This is a genomic window from Microbacterium sp. Y832 (assembly GCF_057669765.1).
In genome coordinates this window covers 76,932-92,317 of sequence record NZ_JBYHFM010000001.1, presented here as the reverse complement: position 1 = coordinate 92,317, position 15,386 = coordinate 76,932, and the positions used below count along the sequence as shown (strand labels likewise).

The 15,386-nt window shown below is 66.6% G+C and carries 9 protein-coding genes, 1 tRNA gene and 2 pseudogenes; 3 read left to right on the top strand and 9 right to left on the bottom strand.

What is annotated here, in order from left to right:
* Position 1: 1 nt before the first annotated feature.
* The gene (gene gadC, locus AC25YV_RS00350; RefSeq protein WP_488121838.1) at positions 2-1,522 is read left to right on the top strand and encodes a glutamate/gamma-aminobutyrate antiporter GadC; all 1,521 of its coding nucleotides are present in this window, start codon (positions 2-4) and stop codon (positions 1,520-1,522) included.
* A 68-nt stretch (positions 1,523-1,590) separates the two neighbouring features.
* Here the strand turns inward: gadC and AC25YV_RS00345 are convergent, their stop codons facing one another.
* The 6 genes and pseudogenes from AC25YV_RS00345 to AC25YV_RS00320 form a co-directional block, all read right to left on the bottom strand.
* Positions 1,591-2,346 (bottom strand): tyrosine-protein phosphatase, encoded by a 756-nt coding sequence (locus AC25YV_RS00345; RefSeq protein ID WP_488122281.1) that lies wholly within the window; start codon positions 2,344-2,346, stop codon positions 1,591-1,593.
* A gap of 942 nt (positions 2,347-3,288) precedes the next feature.
* Positions 3,289-5,973, bottom strand: coding sequence for a helix-turn-helix transcriptional regulator (locus tag AC25YV_RS00340; RefSeq protein ID WP_488121837.1), 2,685 nt, complete (start codon positions 5,971-5,973; stop codon positions 3,289-3,291).
* An 80-nt stretch (positions 5,974-6,053) separates the two neighbouring features.
* Entirely contained in the window at positions 6,054-9,767 is a 3,714-nt protein-coding gene (locus AC25YV_RS00335; protein ID WP_488121836.1) for a hypothetical protein, read from the bottom strand.
* On the bottom strand, positions 9,764-10,384 hold the full coding sequence (locus tag AC25YV_RS00330) for a hypothetical protein (RefSeq protein ID WP_488121835.1): 621 nt from the start codon (positions 10,382-10,384) through the stop codon (positions 9,764-9,766). Before AC25YV_RS00330 ends, AC25YV_RS00335 begins: the two co-directional genes overlap by 4 nt.
* Before the next feature lie 138 nt (positions 10,385-10,522).
* Positions 10,523-10,669 (bottom strand): hypothetical protein, encoded by a 147-nt coding sequence (locus tag AC25YV_RS00325; RefSeq protein WP_488121834.1) that lies wholly within the window; start codon positions 10,667-10,669, stop codon positions 10,523-10,525.
* A 484-nt stretch (positions 10,670-11,153) separates the two neighbouring features.
* Positions 11,154-11,310, bottom strand: a pseudogene (locus AC25YV_RS00320) (transposase); the annotation flags it as partial.
* Positions 11,311-11,469: 159 nt separating this feature from the next.
* Between AC25YV_RS00320 and AC25YV_RS00315 the strand changes: the two are divergent.
* A pseudogene (locus AC25YV_RS00315) lies at positions 11,470-11,664 on the top strand (IS3 family transposase); the annotation flags it as partial.
* A gap of 71 nt (positions 11,665-11,735) precedes the next feature.
* Positions 11,736-12,368, top strand: coding sequence for an integrase core domain-containing protein (locus AC25YV_RS00310; protein WP_488121833.1), 633 nt, complete (start codon positions 11,736-11,738; stop codon positions 12,366-12,368).
* A gap of 279 nt (positions 12,369-12,647) precedes the next feature.
* Here AC25YV_RS00310 and AC25YV_RS00305 read toward each other — a convergent pair.
* The 3 genes from AC25YV_RS00305 to AC25YV_RS00295 all read right to left on the bottom strand — a co-directional run bounded on the left by AC25YV_RS00305 (position 12,648) and on the right by AC25YV_RS00295 (position 15,356).
* A tRNA-Ser gene (locus tag AC25YV_RS00305) sits at positions 12,648-12,739 on the bottom strand.
* 65 nt (positions 12,740-12,804) lie between these two features.
* Complete coding sequence (locus AC25YV_RS00300) at positions 12,805-14,076, bottom strand: LCP family protein (RefSeq protein ID WP_488121832.1); 1,272 nt, start codon at positions 14,074-14,076, stop codon at positions 12,805-12,807.
* Positions 14,076-15,356, bottom strand: a complete 1,281-nt coding sequence (locus AC25YV_RS00295) for an LCP family protein (protein WP_488121831.1) — start codon at positions 15,354-15,356, stop codon at positions 14,076-14,078. Before AC25YV_RS00295 ends, AC25YV_RS00300 begins: the two co-directional genes overlap by 1 nt.
* Between the last annotated feature and the right edge of the window lie 30 nt (positions 15,357-15,386).

The following is a 15,386-nucleotide window of genomic DNA, read 5'->3' as shown; positions in this document are numbered from 1 at the left end:
CATGTCCAACACATCCAAGCAGGCGCCGGACGCTGCCGCGCAGGCCGCGTCGAACCATCCCCTCGCATCTCGCCATACGGTCGTCAACTACCTCGGGGTCGGTCAGCTGGCGCTGCTGACCCTCGTCGTGGTGGCGAGCCTGCGTTCCCTTCCCGCGATGGCGGTGTACGGGCTCGGCAGCATCACCCTCTACATCATCCCCGCCATCCTCTTCCTCATCCCCACGGCCCTCGTCGCCGCAGAACTGGCGACGGGGTGGAAGGGCGGCGTGTACGTGTGGGTGCGCGAGGCCTTCGGCAACCGATGGGGCTTCACCGCTGTCTGGCTCCAGTGGATCCAGAACGTCGTCTGGTATCCCACGCAGCTCGCATTCATCGCAGCCGCGCTCGCGTTCGTCTTCGTCGATCCGTCGCTGTCGAACTCGGGGCTGTTCACAGCGGTCGTGATCCTGGTGCTCTACTGGGGCTCGACCCTCGTGACGCTGCGCGGCGGCAACCTCTTCGCCAAGCTCGGCTCGTGGGGCGGCATCCTCGGCACGCTATTGCCCGCCGTGCTGCTCATCATCTTCGGCTTCATCTGGCTGGGCACCGGGCAGAAGAGTGAGGTGCCGCTTGACGCGGCGGCGATCATTCCGCCGTTCACCGGCATCGCCTCGATCGTGCTGATCGTCTCGAACGTGCTCGCGTATGCGGGCATGGAGGTGAATGCCGTCCACGTGAACCAGATGAAGGATCCCGGCAAGGGATACCCGCGGTCGGTGCTGCTGGCCTCGATCCTGATCCTGCTGGTGTTCATCCTCCCCACCCTCGCGATCTCGATCGCCGTGCCAGAGAAGGAACTCGGACTCACCAACGGCATCATGCTCGCCTTCCAGGCCTACTTCGACAAGTGGGACATGGGCTGGGGGACGGCAGTGGTCTCCGCCTTGATCGCCGCCGGCGCGCTCGCATCGGTCATCACCTGGATCGCCGGTCCGTCGAAGGGCCTGCTCGCCGCCGCGGAAACAGGGCTGCTTCCTCCCGCCCTGCAGAAGCGCAACAAGGCCGGCGTGCAGTCCGGCATCCTCATGCTCCAGGGGACGATCGTGACGCTCCTGGCTGCGTTCTTCATCGTGGTGCCGAACGTGAGTTCTGCTTTCGTCGCCTTGGTCGACATGGCCGCGGCGATCTACCTCATCATGTACATGCTCATGTTCGCCGCGGCGATCGTGCTGCGCCGCAAGGAGCCTGACGTGAAACGCACCTATCGCGTGCCGGCGATGAACTTCGTGGCCGGTGTCGGCTTCATCGGATGCCTCGCCGCATTCGTCCTCGCATTCATCCCGCCCGATGGCTTCACGACGTTCTCGCCCGCCGTGTATCCCTGGATCGTGGGCGCGGTGATCGTCGTGCTGGGGGCACCTCCGCTGATCTTCTATGCCCTCCGGCGTCCCGGATGGGACCGCCGCACTCAGGCCGAGAAGGCTCTACACGGCACCCACGACGAGGATGAGACGACGGCACCGGCTAAAAGCTCCGAGTGATCTGCCGCGCGGCCCCCGGGCCAGGCAGGTCTCGCTGGCCTCGGATCCGAGCGTGATCTCGTTCGAGGTCAACCGGTCAGGCGGGCGCGGAGGGCGTGGAGCTCCGCGTCCGTGAGGCCGCCCGAGCGTAGGTACGCGACGGTGCCCCCGTGCTCATCGATCCAGGCGAGCGCCTGCTCGAGTGCCGCCGGAGGGGTGCCCGCAATCAGATCCCGAACCTTGTCATCGAGCGGCACTCCCATCTGCGCCACCATGCCGAACATCCGATCCCGCCACGGGCCGGCAAGGTGCTCCTGTGAGCTGGCGTAGTCGGCGATGATCGCGTCCCGTTCGACACCTGCCGCATCCAGAACGAGCGCAGTGCTCACTCCCGTGCGATCCTTTCCCGCGGTGCAGTGCACCACGACGGCCGTCGGCGGCTCAGTTGTTGCCGCAGCGACGAGGCGGGCGAGTTCCGCGAACGTACTCGCGCCCGAGGACAGCATGTCCACATACATGTCACCCAGCGGGGGAATCTCTGCGAGCGCCTGCTGCATCGCGGCTGCGACCTTCGATCGGTCAGTGCCCGCTTGCAGGGCTGCGCCCGCCTGCTTGGCCACGCCGGTCACCGCACCCTGCAGTAGCGGCAGCTCGATCAGATCGAAAGGGCGTTCGGTGGGCAAGCGATCCGGCGCCATCTGCCGTTCGGTGTCGGTGCGCAGGTCCACGACCACGCCGATAGGGCTCGCCGCCAGCGCCGACAGACCCTCGGGAGTGAGGTCGCTCAGTGCATCCGAGCGGAAGAACACGTCCGGTGCCGAAACGCCCCCACCGATGAGAGGCATCCCACCCGTGTCACGAAAATTGAAAGTGCCATCGAGCGTCACGGATTGCGCGTTCATCGTCATGGCCACACCATACCGACCGTGCGGAGCGTCGCAGCAGGGTGAAATCGGGACATCTCGCGGGTGAGCCCCCGGGTGAAGACGGCGGATCCACCAGAAGCCGGCGCCATCGGAGCGTTGCCAGCTCGTGCCGCTCTTGCTCTGCCGTGCCTCTGAATATCACCCCACCGCTTCTGGCACATCACCCGGCAGACACACGCGTTCGAGGGCTGTGCCCGGTGGAACGCTTCGACGGCGCGCCGCCACGCGTCACGACGTCGACGACCTGCGCCACCGGAATCCCCTCACGTGGAGGACGCGCGCCACGTGCGGGCCGATACCGCCTGAGCCGGGCTCTTTGTGGCGGAGACGGAGGGATTTGAACCCGGTCGGGAGGCAAACGTCGAGCATTCGCTCATGGTGATTCGCGTTGATTGGGCGCGGTTCGCAGTCGCGTTCGGTGCGGTTCAGCGGTGTTCCAAATCGTCCAACGGGACGCAATCGGGACCCAAGCGGCGGACCCATTCCCACCTCCCGGCGCAGACTGCCCAGTCGCCTCGCAATGGTTCCGCTTTGTAGCGTCACCGCACGCCGGGGCTCGTGGGCTCGTGGGCTCGTCCGGGATCAGTAACGCGGGGAGCTCGTGAAGTCATTGTGGAAGGGTCGTCCGGGCATCTCGCGTGATGACCGGAACGAGGACCGCCACGGATCCTATGGTGGGCGATGTCCGGGAGGAGTGGCCCGGTGCGGGACGGGTCCGTGTGATTGGGGACGCCTCGCCGTCATTTCGCGCGTCGGACGAGAACGAGCCGGTGACTGGACTCAACAAGACACTGTCGACACCTCACGAATCGGCACCCGAAACACGCCGCTGCCCTAGTCGACACGGCCGCATGGACCCCCTCAACCGGCCAGCGAACTCGTGGCGGCCAGCTCGACTCTGCTTCGCACCCCCAGGCGGGCGAAGATATTGCGAAGGTGGCTCTCGACGGTCTTGACACTGACGGAGAGCTCTTGTGCGATCTCTCGATTGGTGCGGCCCGCGGCAACCAGGCGCGCAACCCCGGCTTGGGCGGGTGTGAGCAGCGGCGCATCCGCGGGGTTTCGTCGCAACGCACACCGACCGAGCTCCTCATGGGCACGACGCTCCCACGGGATCGCGCCCAAGACCCCGAAGGACGCCGCAGCAGACCCGAGCAGTTCGGCCGCTCTCTTGCGATGTCCGCGTCGCCGCTCGAACGCTCCGTAGGCCAACACGGTTCGTGCTCGCACAAACGGCCCCGCGGGACAGTCGGCTGCTCGCCCGAACAGCGCAGCCGCCTCTTCGATATGACCGAGGGCTGCGGCCAACTGCGCACGCGCGCTCAGCAGCGGGGCGAGTGCGTCTCCGCCGGCTGCCGGCGTTGCTTCATCCAGCACGCGCGCGGCATCCTCGATGCGTCCGCGGGTGATGAGCGCTTCCGCGAGGTACCCTCGCCAGGGCTGATAGCCCTCGATCAGCCGCATCGACTGCACCGCCCGTCGTACCGGTGCGAGGGCAGCCACCACCGTATCGGCGTCCCCGCGTGCGGCGCCCAGATGGGCGCGGGCAATGGCCACCCACATCCGTCCGGTTGCGTAGCCCCGACCATTCATGAACTGCTCGGCCTGAGCGCAGCAGTCGGATGCCTCGGCATCCTCGCCGCGCGCGGCGTGCACGAAGGCGGCCACGGTCAAAGCCATAGGCGCGGTACGACCGTCCCATCCCGCCGTCGCGTAGGCGACTGATGACCGCGCATGCTCGAGCGCGGTGTCCCATTGTCCATTGCGGAAGCTCACGTCCGCATGGGTGAGGCGCACGATTGCGCGCACGATCGCCGGATGGGCCGCGCTGTCGATGTCCAGCGATTCGGTCATCGCAACGGCCCCGGCGAGGTTGCCGTCCCACAGCTCCACCAGCGCACGGCCGAGGGCGATACTCGGCGCGCTCGGGGAATCCGCGAATCCGGCGGCGATCGCCTCAAGGGCGTCTCGGGCCGGCGACAGCGTGCCCCGCAGCGCCCAGCCGGCCACGAAGATCGGCGCAGCGCCCTCGATCACACCGCCCTCGGAGGCCGCCGCGAGCGCGCGCTCCGCCCACACATGCGTCCGTTCACCGTCCCCGCTGTCGAGCGCGAGGAACGCCAGTAACTCCGCTGCGCGCACCGAGATCTCCGGTTCGGCACTGCGCTCCCATGATTGCCTGATCGCTTCCTCACCCCGCGAGGGCGAGCGCCTCTGCAACGCAAGGTGACCCTCTACGAGCAGCTCACGCGCCGACGGCTCACCACTGCGGGATTCCACCACCCGCGCCAACAGCTCTGAGGCACGGTCGGTGTGCCCCGCGCGCAGTAAGCGGTCCGTCGCCAGCACCCGGGCCGCGGTACGCGCAGCACGTGTAGGCAACAACTCCGCACTACAGATCAGAATCGATGCGGAGGCGGTCAGCGCCCCCCGGATCGCGCATGCCTCGGCGATCTCGACAGCTTCGGCCGCCAACGAAGCATCGAACGAATCAGCAGCGCGCAGACGATGCAGCAACGCCCGCACGGGATCATCGGCGACCTCAGCGGCCCGTGCGTGCAACCCGCGCCGCTCGCTCAGGCTCAACAGCTCGATGATCGCCGAACGCGTCAGCGCGTGCGGCGTTTGGATGACCACCCGCCCGTGGTCATCGGCCAGCACGAGCAACCCCGCCTCCACCGCGCGGTCGATCGCGCAGGCAGCGTTGGCCGTGCCGGCGATGGCCGCCAGCGTCGGCAGCGTCGCGGGACGGCCGAACACGGCGGATGCCGCCACCATTCGCCGTGCGGCAAGGTCGCACCGCGAATACGCCCGCGTCGTGAACTCTGCGATCGTCGCCGGCGCGGGAAGGGGGCCGTCGGGCCGACGCAACTCCTCGACCGGAGTCTCTGAGAGCACCGCGACAGTCAGTTGCGGGTGCCCATCGGTGTGCAGGTGCAGTCGGCGCGCGGCGTCGGGCGTCAACACGACGCCGGCCGCAGCGGCCAGAGCCCGCACCTCCACCGGGTCGAAAGGCAACAGCGAGAGCCGTGTCTGGATCCATCCTTGGCCGGCCCGCTCCAACACGTCGGGACGCTCTCCGCGTCGGTGCACAACCACCACCAGCAGCCCGGGTCCGGCGGTGCGGCGCAGGGCGAACGCGAGCGCCGCCAGCGACGCACGATCGGCCCAATGTGCATCGTCGATGACCAGGATCGTCGACGCCTCGGCTTCGAGGGCCGCCAGCAGCTGCCTTCCGGCTGCGGCAAGCGGTTCGCCCGTCCCGAATGGTTGCGCGACAAGATCAGCGGATGCTTCGCCGAGCAGTTGCTGGATGACCCCATGCTCGATCACCTGCTCTTCGAGTGAACCCGCCGCGTGCAGGATCCGCAGGCCGGGGTGGGAAGCGCGCTCGGCGTCAAGCGAGGCATCAAGCAACGCCGTCTTGCCGACGCCGGGCTCGCCGTCTATCCACACCAGCATTCGCTCGCCTGCCCTCGCACGCGCGGCCGCAGCTCCGATCGCGTGCAACTGAGCGCCGCGACCGACGAACCCGTCCGCGAGCATGGCTCTCCTTGCGCCCTGGCGCGCTTCGACGTCGAGCCCGCCGCCTTCTCACCGTAGCGGGCTCGAGGTCGATCAGGGCGTCAGCGGGCGCCAGCGGTGTGCATCTGACAATCCGGGCCGGCCTCAAGAAACCCGATGGACCCGATACCCATGACGGTATCGGCGTCATCGTCTCCGAGATCGGCGATGCTGATGTAGAGCGAGTGCTGTCCCGCGGGAAGAGGCGCTGACGTGTCCACGAACTGAGGGCGCTGAGCTTCACCCTCGCTGGCCCTGCCGCCGTCCGTCGAACGTACGACGTCATCGCGGTACTCTTCGACCTGCCCGGTCTCCGGGCTCCAGTCCAGGTACTCGTAGAATCTGATCAGGCTGTTTGGCGCTGTCACCGTCGCACCATCCGCACGCCAGGTCGACTCGTCGAGTTCGACCACGACGACATCACCTGGTCGCGAGGTTACCTGCTGTCCGTCTTCGTCGTATGTGCCCGGATATTCACGGCTGCTGACGTAGTAGTGCAGATTCAGGCAACTATCCGTCGGGGCGCTGTAGTCGATGCGTATGGTGGTGGCATCGTGCGCTGTCCCCCGTCCGGTCGCGGCAGCGCCGTACCGCACGCTGCTGGTCGTGGTGACATCGGCCGCGCCGGTGGAGAGCACCGGCATCGGGCGATCCGGCTCGTAAAGCCTGTCGATGCCCACCGCCGCGGCCGCGGGCGGTCCGCTCACCCACTCGGCGCCGACGATCTCGACCGGTACACGATCGGTGGATCGGTTGATCGCGTTCACCCAGTCCAAGGCCCTCATCACACCGCCGGGATTCGGATCGGGGTCTGGGTCTGGCGGCGTCGTCCCGGGCTTCGTGTCGAACACCGTCTCGTACGGCACCTCCCACGCCTTCAGCTGCCAGGTGAACGGCACATCGACAAGCGTGAACTCGCCGAGTTCCCAATCGATGATCGGAAGCTTTGCTTTCAGTTTCACGAAGAAGTTGCCGGTGAAGTACAGCCGCAGCAGCGCGATCTGCTTGGCCCCGTTCGTGAAGTCAGCCTTCAATGCGATCCCCAGTGCCAGACTCCCGCCCACGGAGGGCCCCGCGAGGTCGTAGATCGACGCACTGACGGTGGTTTCGGCCCCGGCGTGCACCTTGACCTCGCCGGACAGACCCGACCCCTTCCCGAAGGTCGGTTCCTTATAACTCGCTTTGACTTCGTCGACCTTCTGCCAGGCGCCGTCGGAATACAGGAAGCCCCACTTCGTCGTGTTCTCCGCTGCGCTGCTGACACTCGCCTTGAATGTCGCCTGCGCCGAGAACTGCGCCTGCCACTTCAGATCGAACTGTGACGTGATCACAACCGGCACCGGGCCGATCCAGAACGTCACCGGATTGAACTTCAGCGCCACGGTCGGGCCCGCGAACTTCTTGACGTACTTGCCGCCGAAATCCACGTTGCCATTGAGGGTCGCCTTGAGGGACGTGCTGCGCGCGAGACCGAACTTCTTGATCGTCGGCTCGGGATAGGGCGGCACCCATGAGCCGTCGTCACGCCAGACGATGTCGATCGACAACTCGAAGTTCAGGGTGATGGCGAACGCGAGAGCACCCTTGAGTGTGATGTCGTACCACAGCCCACTCTCCTCCCCTTTGCTGGTGAGCGTGTGCTCGAAGATGTGACCCTTCTCGGGAGCGCCTTCCAGAGATACGTTCTGCCCGGCCGGCGGTCGCGGGCTTCCCCCCGTCGGCGTTTCGGGAGAGGGATGGGGAGGAACAGGCATCCGCATCGGAACGACGCTGGGCGAGCGGGTCTGCGAAACCATCCCGCCGCCTCGCCCCCCTCCACGCGCCAGTCCCGACAGGGCGGCGTTGGAGGAGAGCGTTCCTGCAGCGTCCGTGCTCTCGTCACCCGCGACATAGGGGTACGTGTCATCGAGCTCGGTCAGTTGGGCTTCATCGGGGAACGCAGCCAGGTCGAGCTCTCTGACCGGAACCTCCCGCCAGGTGAGATCGAAAGCCGCGCCCCCTTCCGGTACCGCGGGAGCGACCTCGACGTCCGGGCCGCCATCGATGTTGATCAGTGGTTGGGTGCGCGCATAGTCGACGTAGACGAACGCGTCGGTGAACGAAGCGGCTACGGTCGTCGCTGTCCACACCCCGCCGCCGACGTCGAGCGCGACAACGCGACGCAGGAACCCCACAGGCGAGCCAACGCCGACACCGGCGATGATGATGTCGCCGGGCTCGATATCCGGATCAGCACCGAAGCTGACCGAGTCGGCGGTGGTCTGGAGAATCGAAGCGTCGTGCCCCGGATGACCGAGCAAAACGGTGTCGGCGTGCAAGATGATGAACTCGTCGGGGCCCGGAAGGACGATCGAGTTCCGCCAGGTCGTGGTGGTGCGCGTTCCGTCACGACTGACGAGGGTGAACTCGTACTCGAAATCGCCGTCTGTCGGGAAGGTGCTGCGGAAGCTCCAGGTCACTCCACGGTCATCCGGGTGCAGAGTCGCAACGCCGTGCGGCTCGCCATCACGGCGCACCTCGATGCGCAGCGGGGCGACACCGCCGGTGTCGGCCACCCCGCGGAAGTCGAGCGTGTAACCTTCCAGCTGCTGCGGGACCTCGGCCGGTGTGCGCACCGCAATCGCGGTGGACCTCGTCGGTGCGGAGGGTTCGGCCGAGCCCATGACACCGAGCGCGAGGATATCCGCCTGCACCGCACCGCGACGCAGAGTCAGGCGCGGATCATCCGTGGACAGCACAGCCAGCTGTGGCTGGGCGCCGAGGACCGGGTCGACGGCGGCGCCGCGTGCGCGCCCCCGGTAGCTCGCACCGACCTCGAGGGTCGTGAGGTGATCGCCGCCGTCGGCGGTCACGAGCGCAATGACGTGGTCGGCGCCGGCGATCTCGCCGGGTTGGTACGGGACGGATGCGGCGTCGGTGATGTCGTACGTATCGGCATCGCCGTGCACGAGCGGCCAGTACGCGCCGGGACCGTTGGATGACTCGGCATATGCCGGGGCCTCGGCGACGTAACCGCGGATATCGACGCGCACGTCGACATCCGCATCGCTGCCGACCTGCACATTGCCCTCCAGGTCGGGCGTCACGATCGTCGAGATCACCGTGCGGCCCTGACCGGCAGCCAGGGGCTGACCGTCGACGGTCACGATCGTCGAGCTCACCGCCTCGATGGTGAGACTGAGATGCACGGCACGGACATCGATCACCGGCACGCCGCCGACTCCGGTCAGACCGACGACGACGGGCGCGGCGGCGGGGACCGAGATCGTCCCGGCTGCGGGACGAGTCACCGCCGTGTCGAGGGCAATAGTGGATCCTGCCGCATCGGCGGCCCCCGAGAAGACGGCAAGGATCTCGACGCGGACGTCGGTGGGAACGGACGCCGACAGCTCGATGGCGCCCGCGCGCACAGGAAGCAGGACGGCAGTGGATGCCGATGCACCGACCGGCACGGCCAGGGCAGGGCTGCCCGCCGCGAAAAGTTCGGTCGCGACATCGACGTCGTACACCGACAAGCGCACCAGGGCGGAGTGACCGTCCTGGCCGAGCGCGATGGCGGTGGGCGTTTCGTGCACGGGGGTGGGGCTCTCACCGACCTCTCGCAGCGGGAACCCGGACATGACGGCGTACGCGGTGGCGATGCCGTCCGCCGGCAGGCCGGCCGGTGCTGCAGTGGCGGGCGTCGCGGCCAATCCGACCAGGCCGATGGTGACTGCTGCAGTCGCGGCGACGGCGACGGCTCGCATCACGGCGGTGCGATGGTTGCGCGTGGTCATGCTCTCCTCCGTCGGGTGAACGCCCAAAGACCGGCGAGTGTGAGCAGAGCGGCCACGGTGAGCATCCCGACAAGCGGCATCTCAGCACCGGTGTTACCCAAAGCTCCTGAGGGGTTCGACGCAGCACCCGAGCTGCCCGCCGCGACAGGCGCTGGTGCCGCGATCTGAGTCGCCGTCGGTTCAGGATTCGGTTCGGTCGGCGTGGGCGTGGGCGTCAGACTGACGCGAACGTGGTCTTCGTGCAAGATCGATCGATCGGCCGCGAGCACGGTGATCGCTATGTCGGGGTCCGCGGCGACCGACATCACGATCGATGCGTGCCGCGCGCTGCCATCGGATGCCAGCTGGGCGGTCACTCCGAACGGCGTCGTGCGCACGGCTTGGATGACACCGTCGATCGCGACGGTCGTGTTCGAGGCATCCGCCCGTGGAGATTCGACATCGATCCACGTCTCGGCAGCGGCCACGACAGCCGGGATGGTGAAGGTGACCTGTCCGGCACCGTCATCGCTGGTCTCGAGCGCCGAAACGGGTGCGGTCGCGCTCAGCGCGAGCGTCACGATCAGCGCGGCCACGGCGAGCGCTCCCCGGCCCCGCCCGGGCGTGAGAGGTGTCATCGTGAGTCCTCCTGCAGGTTTCGCTGGGTCCGAAAAATGACGGACACGGCCCCGAGCCTGCCGGTCGCGCAACCCGACGCGCATCGATGAAAACCCTGAAGCTCAGCTCCGCGATCGCCCGGGGGCGACCGGCCCACCTCAGGGCTCGACACACCCCTGATCCAGGATGCGGGCCACCAGGCGCTCGGCCGCGTGACCATCGCCGCGAGCGTTGAACCTGTCCCGCCAGACGGCGTAGCGGTCCGAGAACTCGGTCGGATCGCCGTCGAGCAGTGCGCACCACATCGTCCTGTGTCTGCACAATCGGCCCAGGGGCGTGCGCTGCCAGATCGAAATAGAACCCGCGCAGCTCGCCTCACCGGCGCAGAACAGTCCGCGCCGACCTCCACGGAAATCGGGGGACACTTGGGGTCCGTCCAGCTCCGGAATGTGCCCTCAGCAGCGGGGCCCGACAAATGGCGAATTCCCGACTGACCTGGGCTTTTATGGCGGAGACGGAGGGATTTGAACTCCACCGATCGAAGGGTGATGGGCGGTGGTTCAGGTAGATTGCCGCGGAATCACGCGGGTTCGAGGGGAACTTGAGGTGATCAAGAACAGCTCGGAGTCGCTCAAGTTTTCACAAATCTTTCTCACGTCTCGCAGCTGACGACGTAACGCCCGATCTCGGTCACCTGGGCGAAACCTGGAACGACGACGCGCCCTCAACCCTCGCGCGCAGGCGTGGTTCTGAACCACGCACTCGAGATCATCACGGAACTCCCATACGGCCTGGACGGCCGTTGTCTATATCGTCCTGGCGGATCCAGTTCGAGAGCGTGACAGGGGTGGATACCGAGTTCGACGGCGGTCTGCTTGGCCTGCTTACCGGCACGCACGAGCGCGACAGCGCGAGCACGCAACTCCGGCGGAGAGGGACGTGGCATGAGGATGAGCCTTCCGAATCAGGCCGCCAGTTAGCCACCGAACCTGGAACCCTTTCCGTGGGGCAGGTCATCTGAACTGTGAGGATTCGTCCTCGCTGGAAGGATGTTCCTGTGGCAAAGCCCTACCCGAAAGAGTTCCGCGACGATGTCGTGGCAGTGGCCATGGAGAGCTTTTTCAGCCTGCTCCAGAAGAACGTGTTGAACACCCGGCGTTGGGATAGTCGCGAGGAACTCCGCCTCGCGATGGTCGTCTGGATCGAGACGAAGTACAACCGCCGACGCCGTCAGCGCGGCCTCGGCAGACTCACCCCCATCGAGTTTGAGATGATCTATCAGGACGCAGAAGCGGCCTGATCACCCCAACCCTCGACTGTCAACAAGACTCGGGGCAGACCCAACGTCCAGCAAATTCTGAGGTGAGCCCAATGTCTATACGACAATTGCATTCACCGATCAGCGCGCCGATAAGGACATACCCCTCCGTCGTCAGCGTCAGCGTCGGCGATGGGGATGACAACTCCGTCGCGGAATCGCCGATAGGCCTCTATAAGTCCGAGTTCATCCATCACGAGGGCCCGTGGCGGGGCGTCGGTCAGGTCGAGGTCGCTACCGCGGGCTGGATGCAGTGGTTCAACACCGAGCGCACCTACGGCTCGATCGATGACCTTTCCCCCGTCGAGGCCGAGCGGCTTTACTACGCTCTCCCCGATTCCTCGAAAGCGCGGGCCGCCACCGGCATCGCAGATTTCTCGGACCACATCACCCACCTTCCGAATTGGCCGGTCGAGACAGGCGTCGCTCCAGGGAGCGCCGCCTCCACGCTGATGCAGCGGCCATACAGCGACAGTTGCGGAACTCGCGACGAGGCGACGAACACCCGCGCGCGCCGCTCATTCGCTTCGGCGACAGCGACGTCGCCGCTGACATGCGGAGCGGGCGGGAGTACAGTGACTCTCGCCCGCTCCTGTTGTTGGGTCAGCGTGCAAGTGTGGCGCCGGTCTGATTCACCTTCACGCTCAGCCCCGTCAACCCTGCGAACTCGCCGATCTTCAACATGAATCCAGCTTGCAGCCTCCCGTAAGAGGAGAGTCAATCTGCACGTCTTCAACACCTCGGCGACTACAGTCAGTCGATGACGGCAGGCCCCCGAGCACAAACCCAGAAGCGGTCTGCCGAGGCCGTCGCTGGCTGGACTATCCGTTGGTTTACGCACGCTTTACGCACGCCGCAGAGACGAACTCCCGCAGACTTTACGCAAGTCTTACGCAAGTCCGGAAAACCGGCATCCGAGATGTGCCGCGATCCCAGTGTTTACAAGGGAACCGCACCAGGAAATGTGGCGGAGACGGAGGGATTTGAACCCTCGGTCCCCATAAGGGGACTCCACCTTAGCAGGGTGGTGCACTAGGCCGGACTATGCGACGTCTCCGTGCGAGCACTCGAAAAGCACCCGCGCTCAGCCATCATAACCGGTCAAGCCCTTGCCCACGAACGTCAGCGTTCAGGGACCGTGCAGGTGACCTGCGCCGCCGTCTGGCCGGCAATGCTCGACGGCAGATCGACACGGTCCTCGGGCACTGCTGGTGCACCCGTGTCAGCCGGCGTCGGCTCGGCGTCGACTCCAGGCTGCGGCGCCTCGCCGGTCACTTCGACACCCTGGCCCTGGCTGGCTTCGCCCGTGAGGTTCAACGCCTTGTTCTCGCGCAGCGCGGTGAACAGCTCGTCCGCAGCATCCCGAACCGGCAGCACGCGTGAGAAGTGGTCGCCATACTCGGTCGGGTACTGCACGAAGACGATGTCTTCGTAGGGGACGTCCTTCACTGCCATCGCGATCTGCGCCATGAGCGTCGGGTTCGCAAGCGACTGGCTGAGCACCAGCTGTCCCTCATTCACCTGCGAGATCGCGGTCGTCGCGAGCGAGAACAGCGTGCCGGGATTGCCGAGTACACCGTCGCCTTGCAGCTTCCGCACCATCGACGACATGAACTGCTGCTGGTTCGAGATGCGGCCGAGGTCTGACCCATCGCCGATCCCATGGCGGATGCGCAGGAACTGGAGCGCCTCGACACCCTGCAGCGTGTGCGGCCCGGCGGCGAGGTTCAGGCCCGTATGTCCGTCGCTGATGTCACCGGCGACGCACACATCGACGCCGCCGATCGCGTCGGACATGTTGATGACGCCGGTCCAGCGAATGGATGCCGCAAAGTGGATGGTCTCGCCCGTGAGCTCTTCGACGGTCTTGACGGTGCACGGCAGACCGCCGTACATGTACGACGCGTTGATCATCTGCGCGCTCATCGCGGAGTGCTCGCCCCCACCGTCTTCGCGCGGGCACGCGGGGATCGGCACGATCATGTCGCGGGGAAACGAAACGACGGTCACTCGCCGCGGTGCATCCGAGATGTGCACGAGCATCGTGACGTCGTTGCGCTCACCCTCGGCATCCTCGTTGGCACAGCGCGGAAAGAGCGCGACGTCCTGTCCCTCGCACGAGTCCGATCCGACGAGCAGCAGGTTCACGCCACCCTCGATCGCGCCCAGCGACGGGGGGATCGCGTCTTCGTCGCCGATCGCGACCGAGCTGTCGGCGACCGCCTGCGCGGCATTCCAGACAGCGAAGGCCCCGACCCCGCCAGCACTCAGCCCGACGACCGCGAGGACGACACCCAGGATCGCGAGCATGCGCGTGAGCGGATGCAGCGCACCGAAGCGGGCGTGCCGCGCGAACGGACGCCCACCTTCCGGCCGAACAGACGTCGTCGACATCAGCCGTTCGACTTCAGGTTGCCGGCCGAGCAGGTCTGGTCTGCGGCCGACGTACCCGGAATCGAGTTGGGCAGCGCCACCGCTGTCTCGGACGGCGCGGGATCCGTCACGTCGGGTGCGGGCTCGGTCGGCGCCGCGTCGATCGCATCCTCGGACGGCTCGACCGTCACGACACCGCCACCGCGGTTCGGGTCGTTCGTGACCTCGATCGCCTGGTTCGCCGCGAGCGCGGCCCACAGCTGGTCGGCGGCGGCATAGTCCGGCACGACCCGATTGGGGTCGGCAGGATCGGTCACGACGGGGTACTGCACGAACACGATCTGATCGAACGGCACATCCTTGACGGCCAGGCCGATCTGGGCGAGCGTGACGGGGTTCGCGAGACTCTTCGACAGCGTGATGTTGTCGACCGCGGTCGTGGCGAGGCGGTACAGCGCCCCGAAGTCCGACAGCACCTCTTCGCTCACCAGCTTGCGCGCGAGGCGGGACATGTACTGCTGCTGATTCGAGATGCGGGCGAGGTCACTGCCGTTCTCGAGGCCGTGGCGCGTGCGCAGGAACTGCAGAGCTTCGACGCCCTGCACGTTGCGCATGCCGGCCGGCCAGTCGATGTTCGTGTAGCGATCGCGAATCCCGCCGTTGCCGATGCAGACATCGACCCCGCCGATCGCGTCGGTGATGTTGATGACGTTGCCGAAGCTCACCTTCGCCGCCATCGGGATGCTCTGTTCACTGAGCGCCGAGATCGTCTTGGCGACGCACGACAGGCCGCCGTACGACCACGCCGTGTTGATCTGCTGCTTGCTCATCGCCGCGGTCGTCGAGCCGTCCTCGCGCGTGCACGACGGGATCGGAACCATCAAGTCACGCGGGAACGACACGACAGTGACGCGCCGCGGATTGTTCGAGATGTGCACGAGCATGTTGACGTCGTTGAGTTGGCCGTTGGCATCCGGGCCCGTGCAGCGGTCGCCGAAAAGGTAGGCGTACTCGGGCTCGCACTCGTCGGTGCCGACGACGAGCAGATCGACGCCCGTCTCGATCGCACCGATGTCGGGCGGCACAGGAGCCTGGCCCTCGAGCTCGACCGCGTCATCCGTGACGCTCGCCGCGAGATCGTAACCGGCGTAGGACGCGACGCCCAGACCAGAGACGAGCACGACGCCGAGTATGACTCCGACGATCTTCAGCAGCATCGACATCGGATGCGGAGACGTCAGAGCCCCGTGACGCGCGACGGTGCGACGGCCACGCTTGACGGGCTTGGTCGTCTGGCTCACGGGGTCCTCTCAGGACATTCGGTTCGGATC